Origin of the sequence: Shewanella cutis (assembly GCF_022410515.1) — a bacterium.
Taxonomy (GTDB): Bacteria; Pseudomonadota; Gammaproteobacteria; order Enterobacterales; family Shewanellaceae; genus Shewanella; species Shewanella cutis.
In genome coordinates, this window is the sequence record NZ_JACSDI010000009.1 from 45,607 (window position 1) to 61,203 (window position 15,597).

The window sequence follows — 15,597 nt, forward strand, 5'->3', positions numbered from 1 at the left end:
TTCCCTATCTCTCTATTATTGCTTGAAATACTGCTAATTTCCGTCCGTCAGAAAGAGATACCGACGAGGGAGTAATGCGCACCACTTTAACCCCTTGAATGCTATCACCCACGGACACAATTTTATTATTAATCACAGCGTAAGCCGTATTGCCTGAGCTGACGATGCTATTGAGTATTAAGGCTTGATGCTGATTTTGGCTCACTGCACCTGTGCCCGAATAGCCTTTGCCAGGCAAAGTAGGATCCCTTAAGCTTTCAGCCGACACTTGTGCTGAAATACCCAGTAATGCAATGAAAATATAAGGCTTATTGAGCAACACTGATAAAGTCCTTATTAATGCTCAAGGTATAAAGTTCAATGTCGATTTTCCCTTTCGGGTAATCGCCCACTTTATAGTCGAGTCGTTTCCAGTAAAGTTTGTCAGGCATGGCCTCTACCGCTTCAACAAAACGCAACACGGTGAAATAATCCCCTTCTAAACTCATGCGGATCCCATGGCTATAGAGATTCAACTTTTTCTCATCACCCACGGCGAGTAATGGAACAGGCGCAATAGAGGTAAACTTCAGTAATTTAATCCCTTGCACTTGCCCGAGCAGATTACCCAGCAGCTCTGGCATATAATCGGCGGGCACCATATCAACCATCTGCTCGTTAAGCTGAGCATCAATCTGTTGATTTTGTTGCTGTAGTAGATTTAAACGCTGACGATAGTCCTGATTGGGATCCATCGCTAATCGCTGCTGATATAAATCAATCTGTTGCAACGATACGCTATTTTCCTGCTCTAGTGCTTCTAATTGCTGCGTGGTTGAATGCTGTTGTTTCCACAGGGATTCGATTGGCATATATGCCAGCATACCGAGCAGCACTAAAACGGCGAGTGCTATTAATCCTCGCTCCCGCTGGCTCAGCGCATCAAACTTTTGCGCTAATTGATTAAATTGTGCTTTCATCGTGCGCTCTCCTCAGGTGTCTCGCTAGTCAGCGTGAACGCCAAAGGTTTATCCTCGCCGCGATCCATTGTCATGGAAGAAAACGCCTGCCCTTTTAAGGTTTGGGTCGTTTTTAACTTGCTTATCCAAAGCGGGATGTTCTGTGGATGGTCGGTAAAACCTTCAAACATAAAGTGTTGTTCGTTAATCACAATATGATTCAGCCAAACGCTCGCATCGGACACCATGGCTAAGTCCTTCAGCACAGGTGCAAAACCTCGGCTAGTGAGGGATGAACGCAGTGCCAGCTCGCTCAACAACAATTGCTTTAACTCCAACTGCTGAGACTCAAGTGTGACCCGAGCGACTAAATCAGGGTCGGGTTTACGGTTGGCAATTTGCGTTTCGAGATCGGCTTTTTGTTGGTCGTACTGCTGTTTTAGCGCTGACGCTTGGCTTAACGCCTGTACAGACTCAGTTAATTGCCAATAGCTAAAGCCAGCGACCGCACAGCAGACAAGTAATAAGCCCGCGGTATAACTCATTAATGTCGCGAAGGTTAAGCTCTGCTTTGGCGGTAAGAGCGCTGCAGAATATAGGTTAACTCTCGATTTTATCACTCGGCACCCCGTGACAGTTCACTGAAGGCTAATCCCGCCATTTTTGCGCCAACGGAGGTGTTATTCATCACATTAACAGCTTGATTAAAGTTAGCCGAAACCAACTTAGCTAAGGCATCTACCGCGCCATCGGCAAATAATTCAATTGAGTTAACGGGAGACTGACGCAGTTGACTCTCAAAGTAATCCATAGAGCGCTGAATTTCTAGGCTTAAGTTATCTGCCAATCCATAATTGAGCTCATCCACTTCAGCCTTATCTAATTGACTAAAGCCGCGCACGCGGCGCTGCATGTATAATTGCCCCTGTTTAACCACAGTAAGCAACAACTCCTGTCCTGGATGATGACTAACCACCAATCTTGCCTGATTATCATCCATAAACAGATTAGTCATCGCGAGCTCTTCAATACTGATGCCTAAAATAGTGAGCCCTTGCTCATTGATGGCTTGAACCATATTCGTCAATTTGTCTTTATCGACCACGACAACATTGAGCTTATTACTAGGTAAGGGCGACTCAAAATAATCTAAATGGATTTGCGGCACAGGAATCGTGACCATATCTTTAATAGACCAAATCAAGGCTTGGGATAATTCTTGACTATCGACATTGGGTTTATCGGCGACGAGTAATTGGTAGCGGCCACTACCAAGCACGATTTGCAATGCGCTGTGGGGAAAAGTGCTGGCAAGTTCAGCGAAGGCACTTTGCCATTGATCTTGTTGTAGCTCGAAAATAAGCCACTGCTCATCCTGACGGTCTGTGGCAGGTGCGTAGACCCAAAGCTTATCGGCACAGACATACACCCCCAGTGTGATGCTGGCCTGTTTGGTTTGCCAAAAGGCCAACCGAGCAAAAAGTCCTTTATCCATAAAATGCCTGTCTTCCGATAAAGTTAAAGCTTGAGTGATAAGCCTGCAAATAGCACTATTTCTAAACCACGAGGAGGATATAAGCTCACTGCATTTGAAATGTGAAAGCTGTTATATCCAGCGTCATAATTTTGGCACAAGCTAGTTTAGCCGCTAATCAGTGAATTTTATAGAGAAATCCTACAATTGGGCCCTATTATTCCACAGGGGTCACATCACCCAGAGAAAGAAATATGGCCTATTGCAACTCTACAGGATCGCTAAAATACATGCCCTGAGCCATCCCCACCCCAAGGATTTGTAGGGTTTGCCACTCTTCAAATACTTCAACGCCTTCAGCACTCACTTGCACTTCAGTACGATATAAACCACCGATTAAACTGCGAATAAACAATTGATTTTCAGGGCGCAAATGAATATGTCGCACGATAGAACGGTGCAATTTAATCATGTCGAAATGACACTCTCGGATATAGTAAGTGCCAACAACCTGTTGCCCGACATGGTCAACACAAAGGCGAGCCCCCATCTTACTGATCATATCGAGTTTAGGCCGCAGTTTATCTTGATGCTGGACCACTATGTCTTCAGATACCTCAAAAATCAGTTGAGGCGTCAAATGGCGATGTTCAAGCAAGGTGGTTTTAAGCCAATGCGTAAAAGCGCGACTCATCAAAGTATCTAGGCTAAGATTCACACTGTAGACTTGGCCTTTATGCTGTTCTTGCCCAAGTAAAACCAACACACGTTCAATCATTTGCCGCTCAATTTGCGGCATCAAACCACATTTATTAGCCATAGGGATAAACAACGTCGCCCGCACTAATGCTCCTTGATTATCCCTCGCCCGTGTAAAGATCTCTTTATGGTGCTCTCCCCCATCGGAATCCATAATTGGCTGACTGAAGGGATAAAAACGCCGCTGAACTAAAGCATTCTCCAAGAAGCTACGCCAACGCACCGAGCCCTTTGCAAACTCTTCATCAATCGCACCTTTATCATACATAAACCAATTACTGTTACCTTGTAATTGGGCTGCACGTAACGCCATATCCGCTTCATCGAGCAGCTGATTAACATTATCCCCCGCCGTAAAGTAAGCGCAGCCTAAATGGTAAAAGTTATCCCGATTGTCAACGCCATCGGGCAAAGGTTGGCTCAAACAGACTTTCAGTAATTTGCTCGCAAGCTGGTCGGCTTCAATTAAGGAAACATGGGGCACTACAATCGCAAATTGATTGTGGGTACGTCGCGCAAATATGCTATTGGGTAAACTTTGCAAAATGGAGTTAATGCCATTGACCGTCGCATGGAGCAGATCTTTAACAGCACCCACCCCTTTTGCCTGTTGTATAAAATCGAGGTCATCCATTTCTAGTAGATAAATCACCCCATGAGCGACCATGCCTTGGTCGTGACTCAAGGCATCAAGACGGTTATTTAAAAACAACCGATTACCAATGCGGGTTTGTGCATCTAAAAAAGTATTGGAACGAATAAATTTATCGAAACGACCGCGTTCTTTATGGGCATCCTGCAACTCTTCAAGCAGCTTAGTCAGTGCTCGATTGATTAACCTTGGCTTGCCATTACCAGGCGTAGCGAGAGCTTGCTCATGTTTACCTTGTAAAATCAACCGACTACGCTGTGCAAGTTCCTCAATACCATCCAACTGTTGTGATAGCCATATATGCCCGAAACGCACCAGCGCGATAACCGCCAGCAAGCCAACGCCCAAAATGAGCAATTCATACCAACTGACACTGTAATGGTCGAAGGGTTGCGGCAAACTCAATGTCATACTGAGGCCCGACTGAGGATCAAGCAAATGGGTATACACCATGGGATTTTGAGTTTGCACATTACCTTGATAGGCAAATAGCACTTCGTTGTTCATGGTTAAACGAAATTCGACGGTGTTAAAGGCGAGCAACATGGGAGGCAGCCAAGATTCTAACTCCCAATCTGGCTGAGTGTGGTAATGCTCTATCAGCAAGGTTTCAAGCTCTGCCACTTTCTGCTGCTGAAACTTATAGGTCAACTGCACAAAGCTCATCATGGCGCTGAGTAAAAATACAAAGGCGATAGCGGCCAAAGACATCAACCAAAAGCTGGTTAATTTTGTTGTTAACATTCGAGTGAATTTCATCGATCCGCTATCCTGCAGAATTATTATAATTATCGGCGCACTCTTAACATGAGTTAAACAAATGCTACTCAAGATTATTCAGTAGCATAAGCTAAAAGGCAACCTAGGATTTATTTTCAAAGACGCTAAAAATAGCGTCAATTGCAGAAATATCATCCAAGGCTAAAACAAAAAAGAGGCTATTAGCCTCTTTTTTCATTAACCGTACAGTTGCTTAATCCGCATATTTGGGCAAAGTGGTAATTGCCGCAACACCCGAATCAATAGCCGCCTTTGCCACTGCGCGTGCCACACGAGGCAATAAACGTGGGTCCATGGGTTTTGGCAATACATATTCAGAGCCAAAACTTAATGAGCTCACCTTTGGATACGCTTTAAGAACACTTGCAGGTACCGCTTCTTTCGCTAATTCGGCAATAGCATGCACTGCGGCAATTTTCATCTCATCGTTAATACAAGATGCGCGTACATCTAATGCGCCGCGGAAAATAAACGGGAAACACAGCACGTTATTCACTTGGTTTGGATAATCGCTGCGGCCAGTACCCATAATCAGATCGCTACGAGTAGCATGGGCAAGCTCTGGCTTGATCTCAGGATCAGGGTTTGAGCAAGCAAAAATCACTGGTTTATCCGCCATCATGGCCACTTCTTCAGCACCAATCACATTAGGACCAGATAAACCTAAGAAAACGTCGGCGCCTTTAATCACATCTTGCAAGGTACGCTTGTCAGTCTCATTCGCAAATAAGGCTTTATATTCATTCAGATCAGTACGCCCCGAATGGATAACACCTTTGGTATCTAACATATAGATGTTGGCACGGTTTGCACCACACTTTACTAACATGGTCATACAGGCGATAGCCGCTGCACCAGCGCCCATACACACAAAGATCGCATCGCTAATCAGTTTACCTTGAATTTCTAAGGCGTTAATCATGCCAGCAGCAGTTACGATCGCCGTACCATGTTGGTCATCGTGAAACACGGGCACATTACAACGTGCAATTAATTCGCGCTCAATAACAAAGCACTCTGGCGCTTTAATATCTTCAAGGTTAATCCCACCAAAGGTGCCAGCAATGGCCGCAACTGTGTTAATAAACTCTTCAGGTGTGTTGTGAGTCACTTCGATATCGGTCGAGTCGATATTGGCAAAGTGTTTAAACAATAGCGCCTTACCTTCCATCACAGGTTTTGACGCCAATGGGCCTAGGTTGCCTAAGCCCAGAATCGCAGTACCGTTAGAGATAACGGCTACAGTGTTACCTTTGTTTGTATAGCGATATGCATTTTCAGGATTAGCGGCAATTTCACGGACAGGCTCGGCCACACCAGGACTGTAGGCTAGTGCGAGATCGTGGCTCGTTTCAGCGGGTTTAGTGAGGCATACTGCAGTTTTACCGGGAACGGGGAATTCATGATAATCGAGTGCTTGTTGACGAATATCTGACATTTTAACATCCTGAAATGCGACATTTATAAGTATGGAAGTAAGGCCGACCGACTCAAGATCACCTCATTTGTGGGTGATTTAAACAGTGTGGCAGGTCGCGGTAAGATACGCCAATTAGGTCACATTTTAAATAAAATCTTGAGAAATTTCGCCTTTACCAGCGAACAACCATTCTAAGCTACGTTTTATTATCTTATGTGCCCCAATAAAGGACGATTACCCGTTTAAACCTGTAGAAAACCAACGAAAATATACATTAAAACAATGGCAAAAAGACCATAAAAAGCCAAAAATGTTGACTAAATTACAATAAAGACAGCTAGTAGCTGTTATCTTATAGTTTATTGCTATAAATAAGTCGATTTATCGCAATGGAAACATGCAGAAAGCGATAATGACGATTTTTTAATTGAAGTCGTACCAGAAAGGGAAAAAAGTACCGATTACGTGCCAGCGGAGATATGAAATGCAAAAAGGCGCCAAAGGCGCCTTTTTTAGAAACATTGCTAACGCAATTATTTCTTGCCAAGCATACCGAAACGCTTGTTGAATTTGTCGATACGACCGCCTGTATCAACAACTTTTTGTGTACCCGTGTAGAATGGGTGACATGCACCACAAACGTCTAAGTGCAGGTCTTTACCTACAGTAGAGTTCACTTTAATTACGTTGCCACAAGTACAGTTTGCAGTGATTTCTGCGTATTCTGGGTGGATACCTGGTTTCATTTGGGTTACCTCAAGTAAGGCCATGTCGCTCTTCCAACCCGAAGTCGGACACCACATGCAGTTAATAACGATATGTTAGGGCGCAGGATATTACAGTATCACCTAAGTGGATACAAGTAGATTATCTGCGCATTTTCTCAATAATCGATGCTTGCTAACAATTATTAATCTACTTCTATTTCCCTGCTTCCCGCTCCTCAAAACTTGCCTTCGCAGCCTTTGCATCGGGATAGCGGGCGAGTATTTCGGTTGATGGACAATACAAAGTCGCGTCTTTCTTTAAAGCGTTAATGCGGTTCTTAGAAAATGCCTTGGGATTCGCATCATGAATTGCCAACATCGCGCCATACACACTCACTTGCCACTCAACAGCATAGCGATTGGAAATACGCCATAGGGTTTCGTTATGATAATCCAGAGTACACTGCCCCGAGCTGGCTGAAATCGCGACGCTATTGTCGGCTAATGATGCCGCTTCTGGCATAGATTTTTGTGTTTGAGTTTCGGGCACATTACTCGATTCAACATTATCAGATCTACGAGTATTCACATCCGGCGTTGCCTGTGCTGTGGCAGTTGATTTATCCGTTGTAGAGACCTGCAGCTTTGATACCTCTGCATCAAGCTTATCCCCTGGGAAGGTAAATCCGCTGGAGCGAGGCACCACTGCCGATTCACTAGCGGCGGCAACAACAATAGGTGCCAATTCTGTTTCAGCGGTCACGAGATTAACCTCGGTCGCATTCTTGGTTGATTTAGCAGCTGTGGCTTTATCATTTGCAGTCAGCGAATTAGCTTCAGTCTTTGAGGCTTTTATCGGCTTAACAACCGTTGTCTTTGCTAGCAATGTAGATGATTCACCTGAGCCTACATTCTCAAACAGTGGCAGGTTTTTCACCTCATACCAACGATCGACTCGATATTCGCGAACTAACAATCGCGCTTTAGGATCTGTCACATTCTCCAACCCAAACAGTAACAACATAAAACGATTCACTGGCAGCGCCATCAACTTTTCTTCTCGCGTTGACTGACGCAATACAAACTCCAAACGCGTCATATCCTGATCATCAGTGACCACATTAACACGCATCTTTGGGTGGGACCCTAGCTCAAACATAGGTCCATTAAAACTAACATGAGAGACTTGAGCTAAGCTGGAAAAACTATAGCTTAAGGCTAACAATCCTAGTAACTTTAATACGTTACTCATACATACTCCCAACCATCCCTAGACACTCCCTGATAAAGACTAGCCCTAACTCGCTGCGCTGAGTACACTAAACCTCATTTCCCTTTCAGACTCGCCCAGCATATGTCACTGTTTGTTGAAGTTGCGTTACCTGTGCCTATGCGGCAAAACTTTACGTATCGTGTAAAGACATACGAGCAAAACGATGATACTCCCCAAGACAAACCACAGATTGGTGTACGGGTAAAAGTGCCCTTTGGGCGGCAGCAACTTATTGGCCTTGTTACCGCCATTACCGACAGTTGCGCTCTGGCGCCAACACAACTCAAATCTGTCATAGAGTTTATTGATGACGCGCCCTTATTGCCAGAATCGCTTTATAAATTAACCCTCTGGGCGGCAAGATATTACTTTTGCAGCCAAGGGCAAATGTTAACACAGGCGCTCCCCGTGGCACTGCGCAAGGGCCTAGATGCTGCGCCACAAAAAATTCAATATTGGCAAATCACTACACTTGGCAGCAATATTGCGCCAGAAACCTTAAAACGCGCGCCCGCTCAAAAAAAATTACTTGAACAGCTAAAACAAACCAGTCTCACCCAGGAAGAAGTCATCAGCCTAGCGCTGAACAAAACCGCGCTCAAAACCTTAGAAGATAAAGGCTGGATTGCCCGCCACGAGAAACTCGCCGAGCTCAATCTCGATTGGCGCAGCCAACTCGAGCTCGATGAAACGCCCCACAGGCTAAATAAAGAACAAGCGATTGCCGTAACGGTATTAACCCAGCAACAAGGATATCACTGTACTCTGCTCGAGGGCATTACCGGTTCGGGTAAAACCGAAGTCTATTTAGCCTTGCTCGAACATATCCTAAAGCAAGGTAAACAAGCACTTATTCTAGTGCCTGAAATTGGCCTCACGCCGCAAACCATTAATCGATTTAAACGCCGATTTAAGGTGAATGTTGCCGTGCTGCACTCAGGTTTAACCGACAATCAGCGCCTCGAAGCCTGGCGGCAAGCTCGCTGTGGCCAAGCGGCCATTATTATTGGCACTCGCTCGGCGTTGTTTACACCGATGGCATTTCCTGGCGTCATCATCCTCGACGAAGAACACGACAGTAGCTTTAAACAGCAAGAAGGCGTTGGTTATCATGCCCGCGACTTAGCGGTAATGCGCGGGCATTTAGAATCTATTCCGGTGATTTTAGGTTCAGCAACGCCTTCCTTAGAAAGCCTGCAAAATGCGCTCAGTGGTCGTTATCATCATCTGCAACTCGGTGAACGGGCTGGCAATGCTAAAAAAGTACGCCAAGGGATTATCGATATTAAAAACCTGCCACTCAAAGCGGGGATGTCGGCGCCACTCATCAATGAAATCCGTAGCCATTTGGATGCGGGAAATCAAGTATTACTGTTTTTGAACCGCCGCGGCTTTGCACCAGCACTGCTGTGCCACGAGTGTGGGCACTTACATGAATGCGACCGCTGCGATGCATTTTTTACTGTGCATCAATCCTTGGGCGAGATCCGTTGCCACCACTGCGGTAATCAATATGCCATCCCACGGCAATGCCACAATTGCGGCAGCACCATGTTGATGGGGCAAGGTATTGGTACCGAGCAGCTCGCCGAAGCATTGCAGCAAGAGTTCCCGAAGTATCCCGTGGTGCGCATCGATCGCGATACCACTCGCCTTAAAGGTTCACTTGAAAACCATTTAAGTGCGATTCATAAGGGCGAGTATAAGATTTTGGTCGGCACCCAAATGCTGGCCAAGGGTCACCACTTTCCAGATGTCACCCTAGTGGGCTTACTCGATGTCGATGGTGCGCTATTTAGCGCCGATTTTAGGGCGCCAGAGCGCTTCGGTCAGCTCTATACCCAAGTCGCTGGCCGCGCGGGGCGGGCCAATAAACCCGGCACTGTATTGCTGCAAACCCACCAGAGCGATAACCCGATCCTTAGGGATTTACTCCACCGCGGTTATGGTGAGTTTGCCCGCAGCCAATTAAAAGAACGGCAAATGGCGCTCTTACCACCCGCTTGGCATATGGTACTGGTGCGCGCCGAGGCACATTCAGCCTTAGATGCTGACAATTTTCTTAATGCGTTTGCATCCTTGCTGCCCCAAGATAAAGAGTTTGAAATCATCGGCCCAATGCCCGCACCACTTGATCGAAAAGCAGGTAAGTTCCGCCGCCAGTTGATGTTTCAAGCCAAGTACAGACATAGGTTGCAGCAGGAGTTTGAGCGTATTTATCCGCTTTTGGAACAACTGCCCGAAGCCAAACGCTGCCGCTGGAGCTTAGATAGGGATCCGCAGGATCTGTTGTGATTCAATAATTTGATAAAAAATCATCGGGAAGATAGCAATTAGCCACCACAAACGGCTAAAATACGCGGTTATTCCCTGTATTCACTCTTAAAGTTAGTAGCTAATTAATCCATGAAATCACATATCCAATCATTACTTGAACAAACTATCGAATCCTTTAAACAACAAGGTATTTTACCTGCGGATTTTGAGGCCCGAATTCAAGTAGATCGAACCAAGGATAAGAGCCATGGCGATTTGGCGACCAACTTAGCCATGATGCTAACCAAAGCGGCGGGTAAAAATCCCCGCGAATTAGCGCAGTTGATCATTGATAACCTTCCCGCCTCTGCTTATGTGGCAAAAGTTGAAATTGCAGGTCCTGGTTTTATCAACTTCTTCATTGATGACAGCGCACTGGCTAACCAGTTACAAGCTGCGATTGGCGATGCGCATTTAGGGGTCAAATTACCCACACCACAAACTGTTGTGGTGGATTATTCCTCACCCAACCTCGCCAAAGAGATGCACGTAGGTCACCTGCGCTCAACCATCATTGGCGATAGCGTGGTGCGTACCCTCGAGTTTTTAGGTCATAAAGTGATTCGCCAAAACCACGTAGGCGACTGGGGCACCCAGTTTGGTATGCTGCTGGCCTACATGGAAGAATTACGTGCGGCCAATGGCGAACAAGCCCAATTAGAGTTATCGGATCTCGAAACCTTCTACCGCGCCGCCAAACTGCGTTTTGACGAGTCAGCAGAGTTCGCGACCCGTGCCCGTCAGCTCGTGGTTGAACTTCAATCAGGCGACGAGTACTGCAACAAACTGTGGCGTGAATTTAACGATATTTCTTTAAGCCACTGCCACGACGTATACGAGCGTTTAGGGGTGAGCTTAACCCGCGCCGATGTGCACGGTGAAAGCGCCTATAACGCCGACTTAGAGCAAGTAGTCAAAGATTTAGACGCACAGGGTTTACTAACCCAAAGCAACGGCGCCAAAGTGGTCTTCCAAGAAGAATTTCGCACTAAAGAAGGCGAGTCATTGCCTGTTATCATTCAAAAGGCCGATGGTGGTTACCTCTATGCAACGACCGACTTAGCCGCTATGCGTTACCGCTCAAGCGTGCTCAAGGCTGACCGCGTGCTGTACTTTGTCGATTTACGCCAAGCCCTGCACTTCCAGCAAGTGTTTAGCCTCGCCAAACTGGCCAAGTTTGTTCGTGATGATATGTCACTCGAACACTTAGGCTTTGGCACCATGAATGGCGAAGATGGTCGTCCATTCAAGACTCGTACTGGTGGCGTGGTGAAATTGGTCGATTTGCTCGACGAAGCCAACAGCCGCGCGCTGGAATTAGTTCGCAGTAAGAATCCTGATATGGATGAAGCAACACTTGCTGAGATTGCCCGCGTCGTCGGGATCAGCGCAGTGAAATATGCTGATCTGTCGAAAAACCGCACCAGCGATTACATCTTCAGCTTCGAGCAAATGCTGAGCTTTGAAGGCAATACCGCGCCTTACCTGTTATACGCTTACACCCGTGTAGCGGGCATCTTTAAGCGTGCGACCGATGTTGACTTAAGCCAAGCCAAAATCGTACTCGACCACGAAAAAGAGAAAGATCTAGGCAACAAACTGGCGCAGTTTGGTGAAATCCTAAGCCGTGTTATCGACAAAGGCCAACCACATGTGCTCTGCGGTTACCTCTATGAATTAGCAGGGGCTTTCTCTAGTTTCTATGAGGCCTGCCCAGTGCTTGCCGCCGATAACGACGAGCAAAAACACAGTCGTTTACTGCTGTCACAACTGACGGCGAGCACTCTGCAAAAAGGCCTAAATCTACTAGGTATCGAAACCCTAGAACGGATGTAAGCCATGAGCAATCGTGACTATGCCAACAGAAGACCGCAATCGGGCGTAAAACCGCGCCCCATTCGCGCGACACGAGCGAAGCCTGCGGCTAAAAAGGCCGCGCCTAGCCGTAAGCTTCCTATTCCTCTGATCCTGTTTGCCTTTGTCGCAGTAGGCAGTTTTGGGTATTTTCTGTGGAGTATTAAAGACACAGCTAAGCAGGAAGCGCCTGTTGAGGTCAAAACCGAAAAAGAGGTGAAGCCAAAAGAACCTGCAGCGCTCCTTACACCTAAGGTGAAAGAGACTGAACGCCAAGAGGTCGCCGTCGTCGCTCAGGTAGAAGAACAACCTGTAGTTGAAGTGCCGAAGAAAGATCCTAATGCCTTGCCGCCAAAACCGAAGGAAGAATGGACCTATCTGGATGAGCTTGAAAACAAGCACGTCGAAGTGGATATTCCCGACGTTGTAGCAACCCGAGCACCCCAGCAATATCAATTACAGTGTGCCTCGTTCCGCCAAGAGTCGCAGGCGAATCAGATGAAAGCTGTGATTGCCTTCCAAGGATTAGAAGCGCAGGTAAGACAGATTGAAGGCACCTCAGGTACGTGGTACAAGGTGATTTTAGGTCCTTACGAGCGCAAGCGTGATGCCGAGCGTAAACGCCATGTCTTGCAAAACGCTGGGATAAATGGCTGTCAATTGTTGCCAATACCCAAGTAACCTCGTCTCAGGATAAGAATCCACCTATCTAAAGTAGGTTACGAATCGCGGCGAATGAATCATCATTCGCCGCGATTATGCCCATTCGCTGATTGCCTACCATTTATAGCCGATTAATGTCAGCTTGATGCGCCATGATTTAAGCATCTGTATTACCGCTCAAGCGTTATCTATCATCACGCCAGCAATTGCCTTAACAGCTTTCTCCTTGTAAGTAACCATGCTAAACCGTAAAAAATAAGGCCAAATATCACTATTTGGCCTTAGGTTTATCAACTGGTGATGCGATGAGACTCACTCGCTGATTTCAGCGTTCTTCTTTTAAGCCGATGCTATTCATCCAGTAGTCAAAATCAACCATATTACCAGGTAACACAATACGGCTAGTTTTTTGGCTTAACCCATCAAGTTGTTTAAAGTATTGCTCACCGAGTTGCATACGTAATGCATTATGGCCGCCGGGCGCGGCAATCACGCTAGCTAAACGCTCAATAGACTCCGCCGTTGCTCGCGATAGCGTTAAGATCTCCTCCGCTTTACCTTCGGCCTCGTTGATTCGGCGCTGCATTTCACCCTCAGAACGGTTGATGGTTTCGGCTTTAATCCCTTCAGAGCGATTGATCTTACTCTGCTTATCACCCTCACTCTTTGCCAGTAATGCACGGCGCTCACGCTCGGCATTCACTTGCATTTCCATGGCATTTTTGACTGTCTCTGGCGGGGTGATGTTTTTAATCTCATAGCGGTGCACGCGGATCCCCCACATGGCACCCGCTTGATCGAGCACTTCAACCACTTTAGCTGAAATCACATCCCTCTCTTCGAAGGTACGGTCGAGATCTAAGGTACCGATCACTGAACGCGTTGTGGTCTGCGCAAGTTGAATCGCCGCATAGCGATAGTCAGTAATACCATAACTTGCCTTAACAGGATCGGTAACTGAGATATAAATTACCCCATCGACTTCCACATTCACTTCGTCACTTGAGAAGCATTCTTGCGGTGGCACGTCGATCGTTTCCTCTTTTAAGTCATGGATATAAGCCACTTTATCGACAAAAGGAATTAAGGTGTGGAAACCCGCATCTAGAGTCGAGTGGTACTTACCTAAACGCTCAACAATATAAGCCGATTTTGTCGGTACTAAACGAATCGATTGGAACAACTTAATGACGAAGATGGCAAAAATCAGCCCCCAAATAACCATAACTGCAACATCGGTATTCAATGGTAAATTGTCCATTAGCGTGCTCCTTTGCTCATTGCATTATGGCCACTCACGGTTTGAGTGACTTGCTCCATTCCTTCGAAGAAACCTTCGAGTTTTGCCATTTCCGCGGGGACAACCGACACTTGCGAATCGTTAAGGATCTTACCGAGCTGAGCAATAAACTGCTCTTTTAACAGCATGTTCATCGCGTCGTTACCACCATTCACCGCTAACGCTTGGGAAATCATCGCCATGCCTTCGGACTTCGCCTTAGCAATAATGGCGATCTCTTGCCCCGTACCTTTAGCTTCGTTAATGCGCTTCTGTTTTTGGCCTTCAGAAATATTAATCGCCTCTTGGCGCTCGCCCTCTGACATATTGATCATCGCGGCCTTTTCGGCATTGGCTAAGGTGATTTCGGCGCGCTTACGACGCTCGGCTTCCATTTGTTTTTCAAGGGTATGGATCACATGGCGAGATGGCGTGATATTGCGGATCTCATAACGTAATACTTTGATCCCCCAAGGCTCAGAAGCCTTATCAATCTCACGCACTATGGATTCATTTAAGCGGTCACGCTCAGAAAAGGTTTCGCTCAATGTGAGTTTACCGATTTCAGAACGCATAGTGGTCTGCGCCAGATTTACAGCCGCTTTACGATAATTTTCAATACCGTAGCTCGCTAATTTGCCGTCCATCACCTTGAGATACACTAGACCGTCGACTTCAAGCTGAGTGTTATCCTTAGAGATACAGCTTTGCGGCGGCACGTCGAGCACTTGCTCACGGGTATCGTGGCGGTAGGCGACGCGGTCAAAAAAGGGAATTAAGAAATGAAATCCCGGTTGTAATACTGTACGAAATTTCCCTAATCGCTCAATAACGTGAACTTCACGCATTGGCACTATCAGCATCAACTTATAGAGAATAAACAAGACAAATAAAATGACTAAGGTAAATACAAACATAGACTCATCCTTTAGTTTTAAGACGCCGCCTGATCAACAGGCTCAACCACAAGGGCAATGTTTTCACGGCAGATAATCCTGACCTCAGTGCCCACCGCAATGATACTACCATCCCCCAGTGCGGGCCATTCGCTCCCTTGGAACTCGACTCTTCCTGTCGTTTGTCCTGGACCTATGGTTTGCTTAACGCGGGCGATTTTATTGTAGATATCAAGTTCTTCATCGGTGTTATCCACATGGGAATCACCACCGACAAGTTTTTGTGTCACTTGCCGAAAGGCAAGCAATAAGACAATGGCAGAAATGAACCACAGTGTCAGGCTCTGCACCAGCCCTTCTACAAGTCCAATGCCTAAGGCACCAGCCACCACTAAACAGGCCGCACCGAGAAGTACAACAATACCGCCTGGCACCACGAGCTCGGCTAGCATCAAGACAATCCCGATAATAGACCAGACTAAAATCAGATTCGAAAACTCCATATTCCCCCCTGAAATGAGAGCATCCATTACCGCACTATAACAGCAGAACAATAGATATGCGACATAATATGTCAATTGTTATA

The 15,597-nt window shown here is 46.4% G+C and carries 14 protein-coding genes; 3 read left to right on the forward strand and 11 right to left on the reverse strand.

All coding sequences use genetic code 11. The annotated features are described in order from the left end of the window. Window positions 1–4: 4 nt before the first annotated feature. The 8 genes from H9J30_RS13195 to H9J30_RS13230 all read right to left on the reverse strand — a co-directional run bounded on the left by H9J30_RS13195 (window position 5) and on the right by H9J30_RS13230 (window position 7,982). Complete coding sequence (locus H9J30_RS13195) at window positions 5–322, reverse strand: MSHA biogenesis protein MshK (RefSeq protein ID WP_240131425.1); 318 nt, start codon at window positions 320–322, stop codon at window positions 5–7. Next, on the reverse strand, window positions 309–959 hold the full coding sequence (locus tag H9J30_RS13200; RefSeq protein ID WP_240131426.1) for an MSHA biogenesis protein MshJ: 651 nt from the start codon (window positions 957–959) through the stop codon (window positions 309–311). Before H9J30_RS13200 ends, H9J30_RS13195 begins: the two co-directional genes overlap by 14 nt. Next, on the reverse strand, window positions 956–1,558 hold the full coding sequence (locus tag H9J30_RS13205; protein WP_240131427.1) for a DUF2681 domain-containing protein: 603 nt from the start codon (window positions 1,556–1,558) through the stop codon (window positions 956–958). Before H9J30_RS13205 ends, H9J30_RS13200 begins: the two co-directional genes overlap by 4 nt. After that, window positions 1,555–2,433: a pilus assembly protein PilM gene (locus tag H9J30_RS13210; protein ID WP_240131428.1), complete on the reverse strand. Its 879-nt coding sequence runs from the start codon at window positions 2,431–2,433 to the stop codon at window positions 1,555–1,557. The genes H9J30_RS13205 and H9J30_RS13210 overlap by 4 nt, the downstream gene beginning before the upstream one ends. 238 nt (window positions 2,434–2,671) lie before the next feature. Next, a complete protein-coding gene (gene csrD, locus H9J30_RS13215) occupies window positions 2,672–4,582 on the reverse strand; it encodes an RNase E specificity factor CsrD (protein ID WP_240131429.1) in 1,911 nt (636 codons plus the stop codon). Window positions 4,583–4,796: 214 nt separating this feature from the next. Beyond that, window positions 4,797–6,041, reverse strand: coding sequence for a malic enzyme-like NAD(P)-binding protein (locus H9J30_RS13220; RefSeq protein WP_047537409.1), 1,245 nt, complete (start codon window positions 6,039–6,041; stop codon window positions 4,797–4,799). A 515-nt stretch (window positions 6,042–6,556) separates the two neighbouring features. Then, window positions 6,557–6,769, reverse strand: a complete 213-nt coding sequence (gene rpmE, locus H9J30_RS13225; protein ID WP_011073821.1) for a 50S ribosomal protein L31 — start codon at window positions 6,767–6,769, stop codon at window positions 6,557–6,559. Between the two features lie 175 nt (window positions 6,770–6,944). Further along, window positions 6,945–7,982 carry a FimV/HubP family polar landmark protein gene (locus tag H9J30_RS13230; protein WP_240131430.1) on the reverse strand — a complete coding sequence of 346 codons (1,038 nt, stop codon included), beginning with the start codon at window positions 7,980–7,982 and terminating at the stop codon, window positions 6,945–6,947. 102 nt (window positions 7,983–8,084) lie between these two features. Between H9J30_RS13230 and priA the strand changes: the two genes are divergently transcribed. From priA to H9J30_RS13245, 3 genes are all read left to right on the forward strand, one after another. Beyond that, window positions 8,085–10,298, forward strand: a complete 2,214-nt coding sequence (gene priA, locus H9J30_RS13235) for a primosomal protein N' (RefSeq protein WP_240131431.1) — start codon at window positions 8,085–8,087, stop codon at window positions 10,296–10,298. 111 nt (window positions 10,299–10,409) lie between these two features. Further along, complete coding sequence (gene argS, locus H9J30_RS13240; protein ID WP_240131432.1) at window positions 10,410–12,155, forward strand: arginine--tRNA ligase; 1,746 nt, start codon at window positions 10,410–10,412, stop codon at window positions 12,153–12,155. A 3-nt stretch (window positions 12,156–12,158) separates the two neighbouring features. Then, a complete protein-coding gene (locus H9J30_RS13245) occupies window positions 12,159–12,854 on the forward strand; it encodes an SPOR domain-containing protein (RefSeq protein ID WP_240131433.1) in 696 nt (231 codons plus the stop codon). A 307-nt stretch (window positions 12,855–13,161) separates the two neighbouring features. On the opposite strand, the gene H9J30_RS13250 is transcribed toward H9J30_RS13245, so the two are convergent. The 3 genes from H9J30_RS13250 to H9J30_RS13260 are packed head-to-tail and all read right to left on the reverse strand — an operon-like array spanning window position 13,162 to window position 15,514. Further along, entirely contained in the window at window positions 13,162–14,097 is a 936-nt protein-coding gene (locus tag H9J30_RS13250; RefSeq protein ID WP_240131434.1) for an SPFH domain-containing protein, read from the reverse strand. After that, window positions 14,097–15,032: an SPFH domain-containing protein gene (locus tag H9J30_RS13255; protein WP_240131435.1), complete on the reverse strand. Its 936-nt coding sequence runs from the start codon at window positions 15,030–15,032 to the stop codon at window positions 14,097–14,099. The genes H9J30_RS13250 and H9J30_RS13255 overlap by 1 nt, the downstream gene beginning before the upstream one ends. A 17-nt stretch (window positions 15,033–15,049) precedes the next feature. Then, window positions 15,050–15,514 carry an NfeD family protein gene (locus tag H9J30_RS13260; protein ID WP_240131436.1) on the reverse strand — a complete coding sequence of 155 codons (465 nt, stop codon included), beginning with the start codon at window positions 15,512–15,514 and terminating at the stop codon, window positions 15,050–15,052. Window positions 15,515–15,597: the final 83 nt, after the last annotated feature.